14 protein-coding genes are annotated in these 14,864 nt (G+C 72.8%); 2 read left to right on the top strand and 12 right to left on the bottom strand.

All coding sequences use genetic code 11. From position 1 onward, the window contains the following. Nucleotides 1–110 precede the first annotated feature (110 nt). From NE235_RS13290 to NE235_RS13245, 10 genes are all read right to left on the bottom strand, one after another. Nucleotides 111–1,091, bottom strand: a complete 981-nt coding sequence (locus tag NE235_RS13290; RefSeq protein WP_252802399.1) for a transketolase family protein — start codon at nt 1,089–1,091, stop codon at nt 111–113. Next, nucleotides 1,088–1,912 (bottom strand): 1-deoxy-D-xylulose-5-phosphate synthase N-terminal domain-containing protein, encoded by an 825-nt coding sequence (locus NE235_RS13285; protein ID WP_252802398.1) that lies wholly within the window; start codon nt 1,910–1,912, stop codon nt 1,088–1,090. The genes NE235_RS13290 and NE235_RS13285 overlap by 4 nt, the downstream gene beginning before the upstream one ends. A 2-nt stretch (nt 1,913–1,914) precedes the next feature. After that, nucleotides 1,915–3,780: a M20/M25/M40 family metallo-hydrolase gene (locus NE235_RS13280; protein WP_252802396.1), complete on the bottom strand. Its 1,866-nt coding sequence runs from the start codon at nt 3,778–3,780 to the stop codon at nt 1,915–1,917. Then, nucleotides 3,777–4,817, bottom strand: coding sequence for an N-acetyl-gamma-glutamyl-phosphate reductase (gene argC, locus NE235_RS13275; RefSeq protein WP_252802394.1), 1,041 nt, complete (start codon nt 4,815–4,817; stop codon nt 3,777–3,779). The genes NE235_RS13280 and argC overlap by 4 nt, the downstream gene beginning before the upstream one ends. Further along, on the bottom strand, nt 4,810–6,129 hold the full coding sequence (locus tag NE235_RS13270; protein WP_252802392.1) for a DegT/DnrJ/EryC1/StrS family aminotransferase: 1,320 nt from the start codon (nt 6,127–6,129) through the stop codon (nt 4,810–4,812). The genes argC and NE235_RS13270 overlap by 8 nt, the downstream gene beginning before the upstream one ends. Then, nucleotides 6,126–6,761, bottom strand: coding sequence for a PLP-dependent aminotransferase family protein (locus NE235_RS13265; RefSeq protein ID WP_252802390.1), 636 nt, complete (start codon nt 6,759–6,761; stop codon nt 6,126–6,128). The genes NE235_RS13270 and NE235_RS13265 overlap by 4 nt, the downstream gene beginning before the upstream one ends. Nucleotides 6,762–6,861: 100 nt before the next feature. Then, on the bottom strand, nt 6,862–7,743 hold the full coding sequence (locus NE235_RS13260; protein ID WP_252802388.1) for an ATP-grasp domain-containing protein: 882 nt from the start codon (nt 7,741–7,743) through the stop codon (nt 6,862–6,864). Continuing rightward, complete coding sequence (locus NE235_RS13255) at nt 7,740–7,931, bottom strand: lysine biosynthesis protein LysW (RefSeq protein ID WP_252802385.1); 192 nt, start codon at nt 7,929–7,931, stop codon at nt 7,740–7,742. Before NE235_RS13255 ends, NE235_RS13260 begins: the two co-directional genes overlap by 4 nt. Before the next feature lie 163 nt (nt 7,932–8,094). Further along, nucleotides 8,095–8,679 (bottom strand): LOG family protein, encoded by a 585-nt coding sequence (locus tag NE235_RS13250; protein ID WP_252802383.1) that lies wholly within the window; start codon nt 8,677–8,679, stop codon nt 8,095–8,097. After that, nucleotides 8,679–9,485, bottom strand: a complete 807-nt coding sequence (locus NE235_RS13245; RefSeq protein ID WP_252802381.1) for an LOG family protein — start codon at nt 9,483–9,485, stop codon at nt 8,679–8,681. Before NE235_RS13245 ends, NE235_RS13250 begins: the two co-directional genes overlap by 1 nt. Nucleotides 9,486–9,770: 285 nt before the next feature. On the opposite strand from NE235_RS13245, the gene NE235_RS13240 reads away from it, so the two are divergent. Then, complete coding sequence (locus tag NE235_RS13240) at nt 9,771–12,230, top strand: bifunctional polysaccharide deacetylase/glycosyltransferase family 2 protein (RefSeq protein ID WP_252802380.1); 2,460 nt, start codon at nt 9,771–9,773, stop codon at nt 12,228–12,230. Between the two features lie 37 nt (nt 12,231–12,267). Here NE235_RS13240 and NE235_RS13235 read toward each other — a convergent pair whose 3' ends face one another. Both NE235_RS13235 and dapE read right to left on the bottom strand, forming a co-directional pair. Continuing rightward, nucleotides 12,268–12,663 (bottom strand): MerR family transcriptional regulator, encoded by a 396-nt coding sequence (locus NE235_RS13235; protein ID WP_252802378.1) that lies wholly within the window; start codon nt 12,661–12,663, stop codon nt 12,268–12,270. Between the two features lie 35 nt (nt 12,664–12,698). Beyond that, a complete protein-coding gene (gene dapE, locus NE235_RS13230) occupies nt 12,699–13,754 on the bottom strand; it encodes a succinyl-diaminopimelate desuccinylase (protein ID WP_252802376.1) in 1,056 nt (351 codons plus the stop codon). A 220-nt stretch (nt 13,755–13,974) separates the two neighbouring features. Here dapE and NE235_RS13225 point away from each other — a divergent pair, with 220 nt between their 5' ends. Next, nucleotides 13,975–14,802, top strand: coding sequence for a peptidoglycan recognition protein family protein (locus NE235_RS13225; protein ID WP_252802373.1), 828 nt, complete (start codon nt 13,975–13,977; stop codon nt 14,800–14,802). Nucleotides 14,803–14,864: the final 62 nt, after the last annotated feature.

Here is a 14,864-nt window from a genome sequence, read left to right as displayed (position 1 = left end):
GTTCCCCCCGTCGCAGGTCATCGCCGCTGCGGCTTGACATGGTCACTGAGATTCCCTTCCGGTCCGGTATGAGCTCAGGCACGCCTTACATCCGGTCGGATGTGAGGCCATCATGACTCGTTTCCGGCCACGGCGAGAGGCTCCGGCTCACCGCGGGCCGCGAGCGCCCGCCACACCGCCGCCTCGTTCAGCCCGAGCTCGTCCAGGACCTCCTCGTGGCTTCCGCCGTGACCTGGCCACCGCTCGCCGGCGTCGACCGAGCGCACGACGCGCCCGGGCAGCAGCAGGGCGAGCGCGGAGGCGACGCCGCCGGCCGGGCGATGCTCCTCGACGACGACGAACTCGTCGTAGCGCCGCGCCAGCTCCTCGGCGGCCAGGCCGAGGTGGTGGCGGTCGATCAGGCACAGGTGGGCGTGCGGCAGTTCGGGACGGGTCCGGCGGACCGCGCGGCACAGCCCGGTCCCGACCTCGCCGGCGGAGACGAGGCAGACGCGGCCGGGCAGGGCTCCCGCGTCGTCCCAGGTGATCAGGGGCGGCTCGTCACCCGCCCAGGGCAGGCTCTCGGGGGCCGCGTTGCGGCCGGTCCGGACGTAGTGCGGCGTGCCGGTCCGCGCGGCGCGCCGGATGACGGCCCGCATCTCCCGCTCGCCGTACGGGGCGGCCACCGTGATCCCCGGCATGCTGGACAGCACCGCGACGTCCTCGAGGCAGTGGTGCGTGGTGCCGAACCAGCCGCCGGAGACGCCCGCGTACGGCGCCACCACCGTGATGCCCGCGCCGTGGTAGCCCATCGCGAGCTTGATGCTCTCCGCGGCCCGCAGCGCGGCGAACGGCGCGAACGTGGACACGAACGGCTTGTAGCCGGCGGCCGCCAGCCCGGCCGCCATGTCGATCATGGTGGCCTCGGCGATGCCGACGTTGAAGAAGCGGTCGGGGAAGGCCTTCTGGAACGGTTGACCGCGCCCGCCGAGGTCGGCCTCCAGGCACACGATGCGATCGTCCTCGGCGGCCAGGCGGGTCAGCTCGTCCCGATAGGCCGCGCGGCCGGACAGGGTGCTCTGCTCATCGATTCGCTCGCTTCGCTCCCTCATCGGATGAGCTCCTTCCAGGCGGCGGCGCGGGCCGCGTCGATCGTCACGTAGTGCGCCGCGGCCTTACCCTCGACCGGCTTGAGCCCCTTGCCCTTGACCGTGCGGGCGATGACCGCGAGCGGGCGCGAGGCGTCGGCGCGGTCCGGCGCGAAGACGTCCCGCAGCGCGCCGAGGTCGGGCCCGGCGACCTCGCACGTGTCGAACCCGAACGCGGCGAACCGCTCGGCCAGCCCGGGCAGTGGCGAGATCGCGGCCACCGGCCCGTCGTTCTGGCCGCCGTTACGGTCCACGACCACGATCAGGTTGCCCACCTTCTGCGCGGCGGCGACCTGGCAGGCCTCCCATACCAGGCCCTCCTGCAGCTCGCCGTCTCCGGCGACCGCGATGGCCAGGCCGCCGGCGCCCGCCATCCGCCGGCCGAGCGCCCACCCCAGCGCGTACGGGACCCCGTGGCCCAGGCTGCCGGTCGGGAACCGCACCCCGGGCACGGCAGGCCCGGGGTGGCCGGTGAAGCAGGCGTGGGCGGCGCCGTAGTGCGGCACCGGGTCCTCCGGGAGGATTCCACTGACGTGCAGCGCCGCGTACAGACCGGCGGCGGCGTGGCCCTTGCTGAGGACGACCTCGGTGCCGTCGGCGGCACTGAGCCGGCGGTCGAGGGCGGCGATGAGGATGTCCAGCACGGACAGGCTGCCGCCGAGGTGGCAACCGGTCGGCGACGCCGCCATGTCGACCACCATCCGGCGGGCGGCGCGCGCCCGTGCCCGCAGCTCCTCGAGGGCGGCGCCCCCGCGCCGGACCGGCGCGGGGGGCGGAACCGTCATCGTCACCGCGCACCTCCGGTCCCGCTGAGGGCGAAGAACGCGGCCACCGCCTCGCGGAGCACCGCCCGGCCGCGGCGGTACTCGGCGGCGTCGATGTGCTCGTCCCGGGTGTGGTCCAGGGTCGAGTCACCCGGCCCGTAGGCCACCATCGGAATGTCCCGCCACGTGGTGGCGAGGGTGTTCATGTCGGAAGTCCCCTTCTTGAGCAGGAACCTGGGCCGGCCGCCGCACCGGTTGATGCCGCGCGCGAAGGCCTTCGCCAGCGTGCTGGTTCGAGGGCCGGCGTGCCCGGGGGTGGCGCGCAGGAACGCGATGTCCACGCCGTCGCCGGCGGCGTCCCGGGCGTCCGCTCGCAGAGCGTCCAGGTCGGCGCCCGGCGGCACCCGGAAGTTGAGGATCGCCGTGGCCCACTGCCGGTCGGCGTCGGCGCCGCAGCGCAGATCGATGACCGCGCTGAGTGCCTCGTCGGCCTCCTTGAGCACCGCGGCGCGGATCCGCTCCAGCGAGCCGATCAGCCGGTCCGGGGCGGACACCGCCTGGAAGCCGGCGGAGTGGCCGCTCGGCACGGTAGCGGTCACCCGGAGCTTGAACAGGCCGAAGTAGCCGATCGTCAGGGCGCCGGACCCGCTCGGCTCGCCGACCACGACCGCGTCCGCCGGATAGTGGTCGCGGACGTGGAAGGCACCCCGTGACGACGAGACCTCCTCCTCCACCGCGCCGACGACGCGGAGCCGCCAGCCGTCGGGGACCGCCGTCTCGGCCAGCACCTCGAGGAACGCCGCGAGGGATGCCTTGGCGTCCACCGTGCCGCGGCCGTGCAGGACCGGGGACTCCTCGCCGGTCCACCGGACCGGCCAGGTGAACGGCACGGTGTCGAGGTGGCCGAGCAGCAGCAGCGTGCGAGGACCCTCGCCGCGCTCGGCGACCAGGTTGCCCGCCTCGTCGACCCGGGCGTCGACGCCGCGCTCGCGGCACCACTCCGCCAGGTAGGAGGCCAGCTCGTGCTCGTCGTGGGAGACCGACGGGATCCGCGCCGCGCGGCCGAGCAGGGCCAGGTCGGGGGCGGGCTCCTCGGCGGCCCAGAAGCGGGTCCACCCGCTGGGCCGGGACATCGTGTGCGGCCCGGTGATCGCCACGTCCGCGGTCCCCCGCAGCGCCAGCTCCGCCGCGCGGATCTTCTGCCGCATGCGCCCGCTCACGTAGGGGTCGCAGTCGCCGGGGACCGCGTCGCGGATCGTCGACTCCGGGTCCCGCGGATCGGCCAGGACCCCGGGAGTGCCGGTGACCAGCCGCAGGTGGTCGGCGCCGAGCGCGTTCGCGAGCGTCGCGGCCAGGACGTCGGCGTCGACGTTGAGGTCGGCACCGCCGGCGGCGTCGCGGACCGGCGGGCTGAGGCAGACCACGTCGTACGCGTCGAGCAGCGCGGTGAGCCGCGCGGCGTCGACCTCGGCGACCGTACCCGCACGGTGATCCCGCACGATCTTCGACCGGCCGTCGGCGACCACCTTCAGCGGCCGGTTGACGGTGCCGGTGACCAGGGCGCCGTCCGCGGCGACGCAGGCGTGCACGGCGAGGCCGTGCGCGGCCAGGCCCGTCTCCACCGCCGGCAGGGTGACCTGCCGGTAGGCGGCGACGATGTGCGGCATCTCCTCCGGCGGGCAGTACCGGACCGTGTCACCGTTGCCGAGGGTCAGCTGCGGCATGGCGCGGCCGAGGGCGCGGTAGTGGCGCTCGATGCCCTCGGCTCCGCCGGCCACCACGAGCACGCGGGCGCCGCGCGCCCGGATCCCCGCGATCTCCGCGAAGACGCCGGGGTGCAGCAGGGTGCTGCTGCCGACCTTGATGACGTACAGCGCGGGCGCGGTCATGGCGTCACCGCCGTCAGCGGCAGGGCCAGGGTCTCGTCGAAGCCGTACACCAGGTTCAGCGTCTGCACCGCCTGGCCGGCCGCGCCCTTGAGCAGGTTGTCGAGGGCGGCGACCGCGACGTACTCCTCGTCGCGGACGCTGACCGCGACCTCCGCCACGTTGCTGCCCACCACGCTCTTGAGCATCGGAAAGTCCGCCGGGCCCTTCGGCGCGGTGCGCACGCGCACGAACGGCGTGCGTGCGTACGCGGTGCCGTAGGCGCGCTTGACCTCCAGCGCGGACACGCCGGGACGCAGGCGGCCGTACGCGGTGACCACGATGCCGCGGGCGACGTCGAGGCTGTAGGTGGAGAACCGCAGCCGCGGCGGCTCGCCGGTGACCTCCCCCAGCGCCTGGACGATCTCCGGCGCGTGCCGGTGGCCGTACGGCTTGTGGACGCGGAAGTTGCCGATCCGGTCCGCGGGGTGCTCGCTGACGCGGTTACCGCTGCCGCTGGCGCCCGTCTTGGCGTCCACGACGACCTCGCCGCCGGCCAGTCCCGCCGCGAACAGCGGCCGCAGCGCGTACAGGGTCGTGACGGCCATGCAGCCGGGCAGGTTCAGGAACCGCTCGCCGACGGGCGGCTCGGCGAACTCGGGGACGACGTAGCGGAACGGCTCCGCCCAGGACAGCGACTCGGGATAGTGGGCGGTGATCTGCGCGCGGTCGGTGAGGCGGAAGTCGCCGGCCACGTTGATGATCCGCTCCGCCCGTTCCGACAGCTTGGGCAGCTGCGCGGGCAGCACCCCGGTCGGCAGGCAGCCGAAGGCCACGTCGACCTCGTCGCAGGCCTCCAGCGGCTGGAACCGCACGCCCGCCGCCCGGGGGTGGTTGCGCACTCCGGCCAGCACCGAGGTGATCCGCCGGCCGGTGTACCGCTCGCTGGACAGGTAGGACAGTTCGACGTGCGGGTGGTCCAGCAGCAGCCGTACCAGCTCGGCGCCGGTGTAGCCGCTGGCGCCCAGGACCGCGACCCGCACCTTCCCGTGCTCAGCCAAGGCGGGCCGCCTTCTCGTAGGGCCGCCGGTACTCCCGCTCGGCGACGAGCTTGCGGATGGCGTCGGGGCGGGCGGCGACCTTGCGGAACGCGTCCGCGTAGCGCCTCACCCGCTCGTACTCCACCGGTGAGCGCAGCTCCCGGCAGAGCACGACGGTGCTCTCCAGCATGGCGACCACGTTCGGGAAGTCGGCGGGCTCGTGGTCGCGGACCGCCGCCGGGTTCAGTGTGAACGGGTACCCGTTGCCGAAGCCATCGCGGTGCCGGAACGGCAGGTGGCAGGGGATCGGCGTGTTCTGCCACTCACGGGCCGGTACGCCCTCGGCGGTGAGCAGTTCGTGCACCGCCTCCTTCACCGCCCAGACGGGGAGGTCGCCGAGGCCGGCCTCCGCCGGGTGCAGCCCGATCCGGTACATGTTGTAGGCGTGGACGTGCCCCTCCGGGAGGTACGGCGCGGAGAACAGGCCGGTCTCGCCCAGCGCGGCGGCCAGAACTTCGGCGTTGCGGGCCCGGACCGCGTCGTAGTAGGGCAGCCGCCTGAGCTGGCTCGCGCCGAACGCCGCGGCCACCCAGGACATCCGGTAGTCGATGCCGGTCCGCTCCAGGAACTCGGTCGCCCGCGCGTACGCCTCGTCGGAGGCGAAGAACGCGATACCGCCCTCACCGCCGAGGGGGAAGTTCTTGTCCGCCATCAGGCTCTGCCCGGCGGCGTCGCCGAGCGAGCCGCACACCTGATCTCCGATCCGCGCGGAGTGGGCGTGCGACGCGTCCTCGACCAGGGCGAGGCCGTGCCGCTCGCACACGCGCCGCAGCGCGGCGACGTCGGCGGGCAGGCCGTGGACGTGCACGGGCATGATCGCCCGGGTCCGCTCGGTGACCGCCGCGGCGGCGGCCTCCGGGGACATGCAGTAGGTGCGCGGGTCGATGTCGACGAACACCGGCACGGCCTTGGCGGCGACCACCGCCTGCGCCGTCGCGATGAAGGTGAACGCCGGCACGATGACCTCGTCGCCGGGCCGGACCCCGGCGCCGACCAGTGCGAGGTGCAGACTCGAGGTGCCGCTGGCGGTCGGCAGGGCGTGCCGCGCGCCGATGTACTCGCGGTACTCGCCGGCGAAGTCCGCGACGACCTTGTCCGGGTCGGAGCGCTGCGCGAGCAGCATCGTGAACACGTCCTCCTTGGTGATCACGGGGAAGACGGTGCGGCGCTGCGCGGCCGGGATGACGGCCGGGCCGCCGAACTCGGCGAGCTCGGCGTCGACGTCCCGCTCGTCGGGCAGCGGGAGCGGAGCCGACGGGAAGTCCGTGATCATCGCTGGGTTCCTCCGGTCACTGCGGGCGTACGGGTTGCGGCCTGGGTCAGCGCCATCCGGACGCACGCGGCGACCAGCGGGCTGAGCCGGTAGTTGAACTGCACCCCGGGCACCAGGCCCGGCTCGGACTCCTCCTGCGTCCACATGGTCCGCAGGTCGAACGCGCCGAAGATCTTCAGTCGCTCGGCGCGGGCCCAGACGCGCTCGTCGTCGGTGAGCATCGCCGCAGCGGGGCCGAAGCCGAGGCCGGTCAGGTCCACGGCCAGCGCCGGCGCGGTCGAGCGGCCCGCGGCCTCGGCGAACGCGCCGGCGTCGTCCGGGGTGACGCTCAGCAGGTCGAACGCCGGGGCCGGTCCGCCGGCCGCCCGCACGCCGAGCCAGTCGACGAACGAGGCCGCGGCCGGGTCCAGGTCGGGCAGCACGGCCGTGTCGCCGTGCCCGATGCCCTGCCCGCACAGAGCCGCGTGGATCGCCGCGGTGCGACTGTTGACCAGCACCGCCCGGGACCGGCCACTGCGCTTGGTCAGCAGCCGTTCCAGCGCCGGCAGTTCCTTGTCGTTCTTCTCGATGCTCATCACCACGCCGGAGGTCAGCACGCGCGTGAGGACGAGCGCGGTGTCGAACCGTTCCATGAGAGGTCTCCGTTCCGCGGCCGCCCACGCCTCAGGGCATGGGCGACCGCCGCAGGGCTCGAGACAGGGGTCGAGTCGGCGGGGGTTGCGACAGCGGGGCTCAGACGGCGGCGGTCAGCCCGGCCCGCGCGAGGGTGGCGGCGTACGCCGCGTAGTGGCCGGCCACGTCGACGCCGTGCGTGTCGGAGGAGCGGGCGAACTCCGGGTTCGCGTTGACCTCCAGCACCGACATCCGGCCGTCGGCACGGTCCTCGACCAGGTCGACGCCGTAGAAGCCGGGACCCAGCGCGGACACCACGTCGGCGCACAGCCGGCCGGTCTCCGCGGAGATCTCGACGCGCTCCACGCGCGCACCCAGGTGGGTGTTGGTCCGCCAGTGCTCGCTGCGCCGGCGGAACGCGACGATGGGGCGCTCTCCCACGACGATGACACGCAGGTCGTGGTCGGGCTTGTCGACGTACCGCTGGACGAGGACGGGGAACGACTTGCCGGCCGCGTCCACGGATTCCCGGCCGCCGATCCAGGCCTCCAGCTCGCTCTCGCCGGACAGCCGGGTCACGCCCCGCCCCCAGGATCCGGACGGGGGTTTCACCACCACCGGCCATCCGAGGCCGGTGATGGCCTCGCGGACCTGGTCGTAGGTGGACGCGTGCCGGGTCGCCGGGTGCGGCACGCCGTGCCGCTCGAACAGCAGCGCCTGCAGTCCCTTGTCGCCGCAGACCTCGATGGCGGCCGCGCGGTTGACGGTGGGGATCCCGGCGCTCTCCAGCCGCCGGGCGACGCCCAGGGCCTCGCGGTGCGACAGGTTCCGGATCACCGTCAGCCGCGGTGGCTCCTCGCGTCCGGACAGCACCTCGGCGATGTCCGGCGGGAGCGCGGGCCGCGCCGACAGCCCCTGGGCGCGCAGGGCGTCCAGGAGCCGCCGTTCCTCGGGGCGCAGCAGCGTCACCGACAGCAGGACGTCGGTGGCCGCGCCGCTCATTCCCCCCAGTCCTCCTCGACCTCCGGGGCGAGGGAGACCTCGTGCACACCGTCGGCCGCCCCGGTCAGCTCATGTTCCTGACCGCAGGCGGAGCACTCGACGATCTCGCCCTTCTCGGCGTCGCCCTCGATGGCGAGCGGGCTGTCACAGACCAGGCAGACCACAGCGTTGTCGCCGATGACCGGCATGACCTTCTTCCCTTCTTCGTCGGGTCATGTCAGATGCGGGGGCGGGAGGCCGTGCCGGCCTCCCGGACGTCTCGAAGGTACGAAGACCCCGCGCTCGGCGCACTACGGACTCACGTACCGACGCCCCGGCCCTTACCGGGCTCCGGGTCGCCGGCCGGGTGGATCAGGGCTCGGACTCGATGTAGTCCTCCGCGGTCGGCTGCAGGCGGACGGGCGAGCGCTCCAGGTGGTCGAACGCCTCCCCGACCGTCGTGGCCCACCCGACGGCGTCGAAGATGCGCGGCCGGGCGAACCCCTCGTCGAGCAGGTGCTCCATCAGACCGCGCAGCGGCTCGTACAGGCCGTACGGGTCGAGGATCGCGATGGGCTTCTCGTGCATGCCGAGGACGCGGGAGGTCCAGATCTCGAAGAGCTCCTCGAGCGTGCCGAGCCCCCCGGGCAGGACGAGGAACGCGTCGGACCGGCGGTCCATCTCGCCCTTGCGGGAGCGCATGTCCTCGGTGACGATCAGCTCGGCGGAGTCGTCGTCGGAGATCTCCACGTCGACGAGGGCCTTGGGGATGACGCCGACGGTCCGGGCGCCGCCCTCGCGCGCGGCGCGGGCGACGGCCCCCATGCAGGACACGGTGGCGCCACCGCTGACGAGGCTGTGTCCCCGCCGGGCCAGCTCGGCGCCGGCCTCGGCGGCCAGGTCGACGTAGCGGCCGTCGATGCGGCCGCTGGACGAGCAGAAGACGCAGACGCGCATCAGCTTCCGTTCCCTCCGGCACGTGCCTGGGCCTCCTGCGCCGCGCGCTCCTCCAGCTCGCGCTCGTGCGTCTCGTGGGCGCGCCTGATGCAGTCGACGACCTCGGCGGGGTCGTCGGTGACGTGCATGAGCTCGAGGTCCGCCGGGGAGATCTTGCCCGCCGGGAGCATCTGATCCTTGATCCACTGGAGCAGACCGCCCCAGTACTCCGTGCCGACGAGCATGATCGGGAACCGCGTGATCTTCTTGGTCTGCACGAGGGTGACCGCCTCGAACAGCTCGTCCAGCGTCCCGAACCCGCCGGGGAGAACGACGAAGGCCTGGGAGTACTTGACGAACATCGTCTTGCGGACGAAGAAGTAGCGGAACTCCACGCCGATGTCGATGTGGTCGTTCAGCTTCTGCTCGAACGGCAGCTCGATGCCGAGCCCGACCGAGAGGCCCCCGTTGCCGTCGGCTCCCTTGTTGGCGGCCTCCATGATTCCGGGACCGCCGCCGGTGATCACGGCGTAGCCGGCCTCGACGAGGAGCTTGCCGATGCGCTCCGCCAGCTCGTACTCCTCCGAGCCGGGCTTCGTCCGCGCGGAGCCGAAGACGCTCACCGCGCGCGGCAGCTCCGCCAGCAGGCCGAATCCCTCGACGAACTCCGCCTGGATGCGGAGGACGCGCCAGGGATCGGTGTGCAGCCAGTCCGACGGGCCGCGGGAGTCGAGGAGTCGCTGGTCGGTGGTCGTGGCGGGGATCGCGTTGCCGCGGAGGGTCACGGGACCCTGTCGTCTCCTGCGCGGCGTCTCATCAGGTCGCATGGCCCAACCGTAGCCAGGGCGGGGAACATTTCAGGCCGACCTGACCGCCGGCCCATGAACGAGCAAAGAACGCTGTCGTGGTGTATGTCGATTTGTCGGGTTCTAAACTTCCCGCGTGAACGAAGCGACTGATGTGCGCGAGCAAGACCCCGTTTTCGTCGATCCGACGGGACGACGGGGGCGGATCGTGCGCCGTACCGGGATCGCGCTCGCGTCCCTCATCGCCGGCTATCTCGTACTGGTCGGGGTCGGGATAGCCACCGGGGCGCGGGTACCGCTCACCCCGTGGCCGAACGCGCGTCCCTCGACGGCGGGCCACGGCCCCGCCGAAGAGCTGCTCATGCCGCGCAGCGGGGCCCGCGGCCCCCTCCGGACCCGGAGTTCGGCCGCCTCCCGGTCGTCGACCAGACCGACACGGTCCGGCGGCTCGTCGGCCTCCACCAAGATCCGCGCGACTCCCGCCGGAACGAGGCCCACCGCGACGTCACCGGCCCCCGCCGCCGGAACGACTCCGGCGGCGTCGGCCACCCCCCGGTCCCACGGGAAGGGGAACGGGCTGACGAGAAGCCCGGGCCCGAGGCAGACCTGATGGCACGCGAGAAGCGCCGGCGTGATCCACGCGGCCACTGGATCCTGCTCCTCCTCGGCGCCCTGACACTGGTCGGCGGCCTGCTGCTGGCCGGCTACGCGCACGGGATCGTCGGGGAGTCGGTGCAGCACGAGTACACCGGGAGCGGTTCGGCGCCCGCCGCCGTGGCCGGCGGCGGTCCCGTCGTCAACCTGTCGGACGGTACGCCCAAGAGCGTCCGGGCCCCGCGGCGTACGATCGCGCTCACCTTCGATGACGGGCCCGACCCTCGCTGGACCCCGCAGATCCTCGACGTGCTGCGGCGCCACGGGGCGCACGCGACCTTCTTCGTCATCGGCGCGCATGCGGCCGACCATCCCGACATCGTCGACCGGGCGCTCCGTGAGGGCAACGAGATCGGCTCGCACACCTACACCCACATCGACATGGCGAGTTCGTCCCCCTGGCGCATCCGCTTCGAGCTGGACCTAACCCAGCAAGCGCTCGCCGGCGCGGCCGGCATCCACACCCGGCTCATCCGGATGCCGTACTCCTCCGTGCCGAACGGCCTGTCGGCGCCCGAGTACCGCGCCGCACGGGAGGCCGCGCGGCAGGGCTACGTCGTGGCGCTCACCGACCAGGACACCGAGGACTGGAAGCGCCCGGGCGTGGACAAGATCGTTCAGGCCGCGACGCCGCGGAAGGGCGCCGGCGCGGTCCTGATGCTGCACGACTCGGGCGGTGACCGCACCCAGACGGTGCAGGCCCTCGACACGCTGCTGACCCGCCTGACCGCGAAGGGGTACCGGTTCACGACCCTCAGCCAGGCGATGCGCCTGCCGTCCGCCGACGTGCCCGCCTCGACCCTCGACAAGGTCACCGGGACCGCGCTGATCGACGGCCAGCGCTGGTCCAGCCGGCTGACCGGCTGGCTCGGCGTCCTGTTCGGGATCGCCGGTGTGCTGACCACCCTGCGGTTGTTCGCGCTCCCGCTGTTCGCGCACATCCACGTACGGCGGGTGCGTCGCGAGCGCCGCCGTCGCCGTACGGCGCCACACGGGGCGGGGAACGTTCCACCGCCCGTATCGGTGATCGTCCCGGCCTACAACGAGGAGGTCGGCCTGGCGGCGACGGTGCGCTCCCTCGTCGCGACCGACTACCCCGCCCCCATCGAGGTCCTCATCGTCGATGACGGTTCGAGCGACGACACCCCGGTCATCGGAGCGCGGCTGGAACAAGAGATCGCGAACGTCCGGCTCATCCGGCGGCCGAACGGGGGCAAACCCGCGGCGCTGAACACCGGCATCGCCAACGCGTCCTACGACGTGCTGGTCCTCGTCGACGGCGACACGGTCTTCCAGCGCGACACGATCGGCAACCTCGTCCGCCCGCTGGACGACCCTCGGGTCGGGGCGGTCAGCGGCAACACCAAGGTGGCCAACCGCAAGGGCCTCATCGGCCGCTGGCAGCACCTGGAGTACGTCATCGGTTTCAACCTCGACCGGCGGATGTTCGACGTGCTCGAGTGCATGCCCACCGTGCCCGGCGCGATCGGGGCGTTCCGGCGGGCGGCTCTCGCCTCGGTCGGCGGCCTCAGCACCGAGACCCTCGCCGAGGACACGGACCTGACCATGGCGATCTGCCGCGCGGGCTGGCGGGTCGTGTACGAGGAGACCGCCCTCGCCTGGACCGAGGCGCCGTCCTCGCTGCGGCAGCTCTGGCGCCAGCGGTACCGCTGGTGCTACGGCACCATGCAGGCGATGTGGAAGCACAAGCGGGCGCTCGTCGAACGGGGCCGCTCCGGCCGGTTCGGCCGCCGTTGCCTGCCGTACCTGGCCATCTTCCAGGTCGCACTGCCGTGCCTCGCCCCCGTGGTCGACGTCTTCGCCGTATACGGGATGTTCGTCCTGAACCCGGTGACCGTCGTGGTGTCCTGGGTGGCCTTCGCCGCGGCCCAGGCGGCGGCCGCGATGTACGCGCTGCGTCTCGACGGCGAACGCCTGACCACTCTCTGGGTGATGCCGCTGCAGCAGGTCGTCTACCGGCAGCTGATGTACCTGGTCGTCATCCAGTCGCTGGTCACGGCCGTGCTGGGCGCCCGGCTGCGCTGGCACGTCATCCGCCGGACCGGGACGTTCTCGGAGGGGGACCCCCTGCCGTCCCGGGTCGGCGTCTGACGGAGGCCGTCTGACGGCCTCCGTCAGACGGCCTACGTCACCGGCCGATGCGGGTCCGCTCGATCTCCTCGTAGATGTTGATCTTGTGGTCGATGAGCTCGAGGTCCCGCTGCAGCTCGTCGATGTGCGCGACCACCTCCGCGCGGTGTGCCAGAAGGAGCGCCTTGCGGTCGGCGGCCGTGCCGTTGCCCTCCCGGGCCAGCTCGGCGTAGCGCAGGATGGTCGCGATGGGCATCCCGGTCGCGCGCAGCCGGGTCAGCAGGGTGATCCACGACAGGTCACGGTCGGAATAGCGGCGGTGCCCGCTGGCGTCGCGCTCCGGAGGCTCACGGAACGCGCCGATGCGCTCGTAGTAGCGCAGGGTATGGGTGGAGACGCCGGTGCGCTCGGCCGCCTCCGCGATCGTCAGTCCGTCGGCCATAACCTGGCTCATCAGGCCACCTCCCGGGTCGATGTCGCTGCTGCTGTTCAGGTCGTGAGCCAGGTCCGCATCCGTTCCTCACTGGCGAAGATCCGCGGGATCTCGACGTACTCGTCTCGGGTGTGCGACAGGCTGGGCTCGCCGGGACCGTAGTTGACGGCGGGGATGCCCAGCTCGGAGAACCTCGCCACGTCGGTCCAGCCGAACTTGGCGCGCGCCGCGCCGCCGGTGGCCTCGACGAACGCCGCGGCGACCGGGTGCGTCAGGCCAGGGCGCGCGCCGGGCGCGCCGTCGACCACGGTGACCTCATAGCCGTCGAACAGCTTCCGGAGGTACCGCTCGGCGTCCTCGAGGGACTTGTCGGGCGCGAAGCGGTAGTTGATCGTGACGACGCACTCGTCGGGGATCACGTTGCCCGCGACGCCGCCCCGGACGAACACCGCGTTGAGCCCCTCGTGGTACTCCAGGCCGTCCACCACGGGCCGCGCCGGCTCGTACGACCGCAGGAGGTCGAGCACCGCGCCGGCCTGGTGGATGGCGTTCGTCCCCATCCAGGACCGCGCACTGTGCGCGCGCTCCCCCGGAACCGTGACCTCGACGCGGATCGTGCCCTGGCAGCCGCCCTCGACGATGCCGCCCGACGGCTCCATCAGGACGGCGAAGTCGGCGCGCAGGAGTTCGGGGCGGGTCTGGCCGATGCGCTTGAGTCCGTTGCGCTCCTCCTCGATCTCCTCGCACTCGTAGAAGAAGTACGTGACGTCCCGGGTGGTCTCGGGGATGGTGGCCAGCTTGAGCTGCACGGCGACGCCGGCCTTCATGTCACCGGTGCCGCAGCCGTACAGGCGGTCGCCCTCGACGCGGGAGGGGAGGTTCCGGTTGATGGGGACGGTGTCGAGGTGCCCGGCGATCACGACCCGCTCGCTCCGGCCCTGCGACGTCCGCGCGATGACGGTGTCGCCGTCCCGCTCGACGGACAGGTGGGGCAGCGCGCGCAGCGCCTCCTCGACCGCGTCGGCGAGGGCCTTCTCGTTGCCGCTCACCGATTCGATGTCGACGATCGCCGCGGTCAGGGACGCGACGTCCTGAGTCAGATCAAGCCGCATGGGGCCTGAGCCTACGCCAGTGGTGCCCGGATCCGGCCAGGCGCCCGGCGACTGATGCCCCGACCGCGAACGCCCTGACGTGCACGGACTCACCGACCTGCCAACGGAGACGCCGAGATTAGGGGAATTTTCCACTTACTTCAGGCATGGCGCGTTGGTTATTTACCTGTTGAGAGGGAGCGGATCACCCCTTCACCCCCGCCGGAAGGACCCCTCCGCCATGCACCACCTCCCCGCCCATCCCCCCGGACCGGCCACGACCCCGCCCGCCCCCGAGCACCGACCCGGCGTCGGCCGCCGCGAACTGCTCAGGCGCGCGGCCGCGATCACGGGCGGCGCCGTACTCCTCGGCGCCGCCGACCTGACCCGCCCGCGTTCCGCCCGGGCCGTCACCGCGCCGCACGTCTACACGCGCGCCGAGTGGGGCGCGCGGCCCCCGACCTCACCGGCCACGATCATCAAGGCGCCCGACCACCTGATCGTGCACCACATGGCCTTCCCCAACTCCACCGACTACTCGCTCGCTCACGCCTTCCAGCTGTCCCGCGACTGCCAGGACCTCCACATGGACACCAACGGCTGGAGCGACACCGGGCAGCAACTCACCATCAGCCGCGGCGGCTACGTGATGGAGGGCCGCAACCGCTCCATCGAGGCCATCGGCAAGGGCGCGAACGTCATGGGCGCCCAGTGCGCCAACGAGAACGGCCACACCCTCGGCATCGAGAACGAGGGCACCTACATCACCGAGCTGCCGCCCACCGCCCTCTGGAACTCCCTCGTCAAGACCCTCGCGTGGCTGTGCGACATCTACGGGCTCTCCCCGTCCACCGCGATCGTCGGCCACCGCGACTACAACGCCACCACGCAGTGCCCCGGCGACGCGCTGTACGCGCGGCTCCCCCGCCTGCGGTCCGAGGTCGCCGCCGCCCTCGGCCTGGCGGCCGCCACGCGCACCGAGACGTCCGTTCCGCGATCGGACCGGCCCGCGCCGCGGACCCTCGGCGACCACGGCCCCGCCGTCGGCGCCGCCGACCGCCGCCCCTGACGACCGGGCCCCTCCGTCCCCGGTTCCCCGAGTCCACCCGCCCGCACGGCAGTTCCACCCCC

It is taken from the genome of Actinoallomurus spadix (assembly GCF_024055725.1).
Taxonomy (GTDB): Bacteria; Actinomycetota; Actinomycetes; order Streptosporangiales; family Streptosporangiaceae; genus Actinoallomurus; species Actinoallomurus spadix.
Note: the sequence above shows the minus strand (reverse complement) of the source record. Positions and strands in the feature narration are given on the sequence as shown.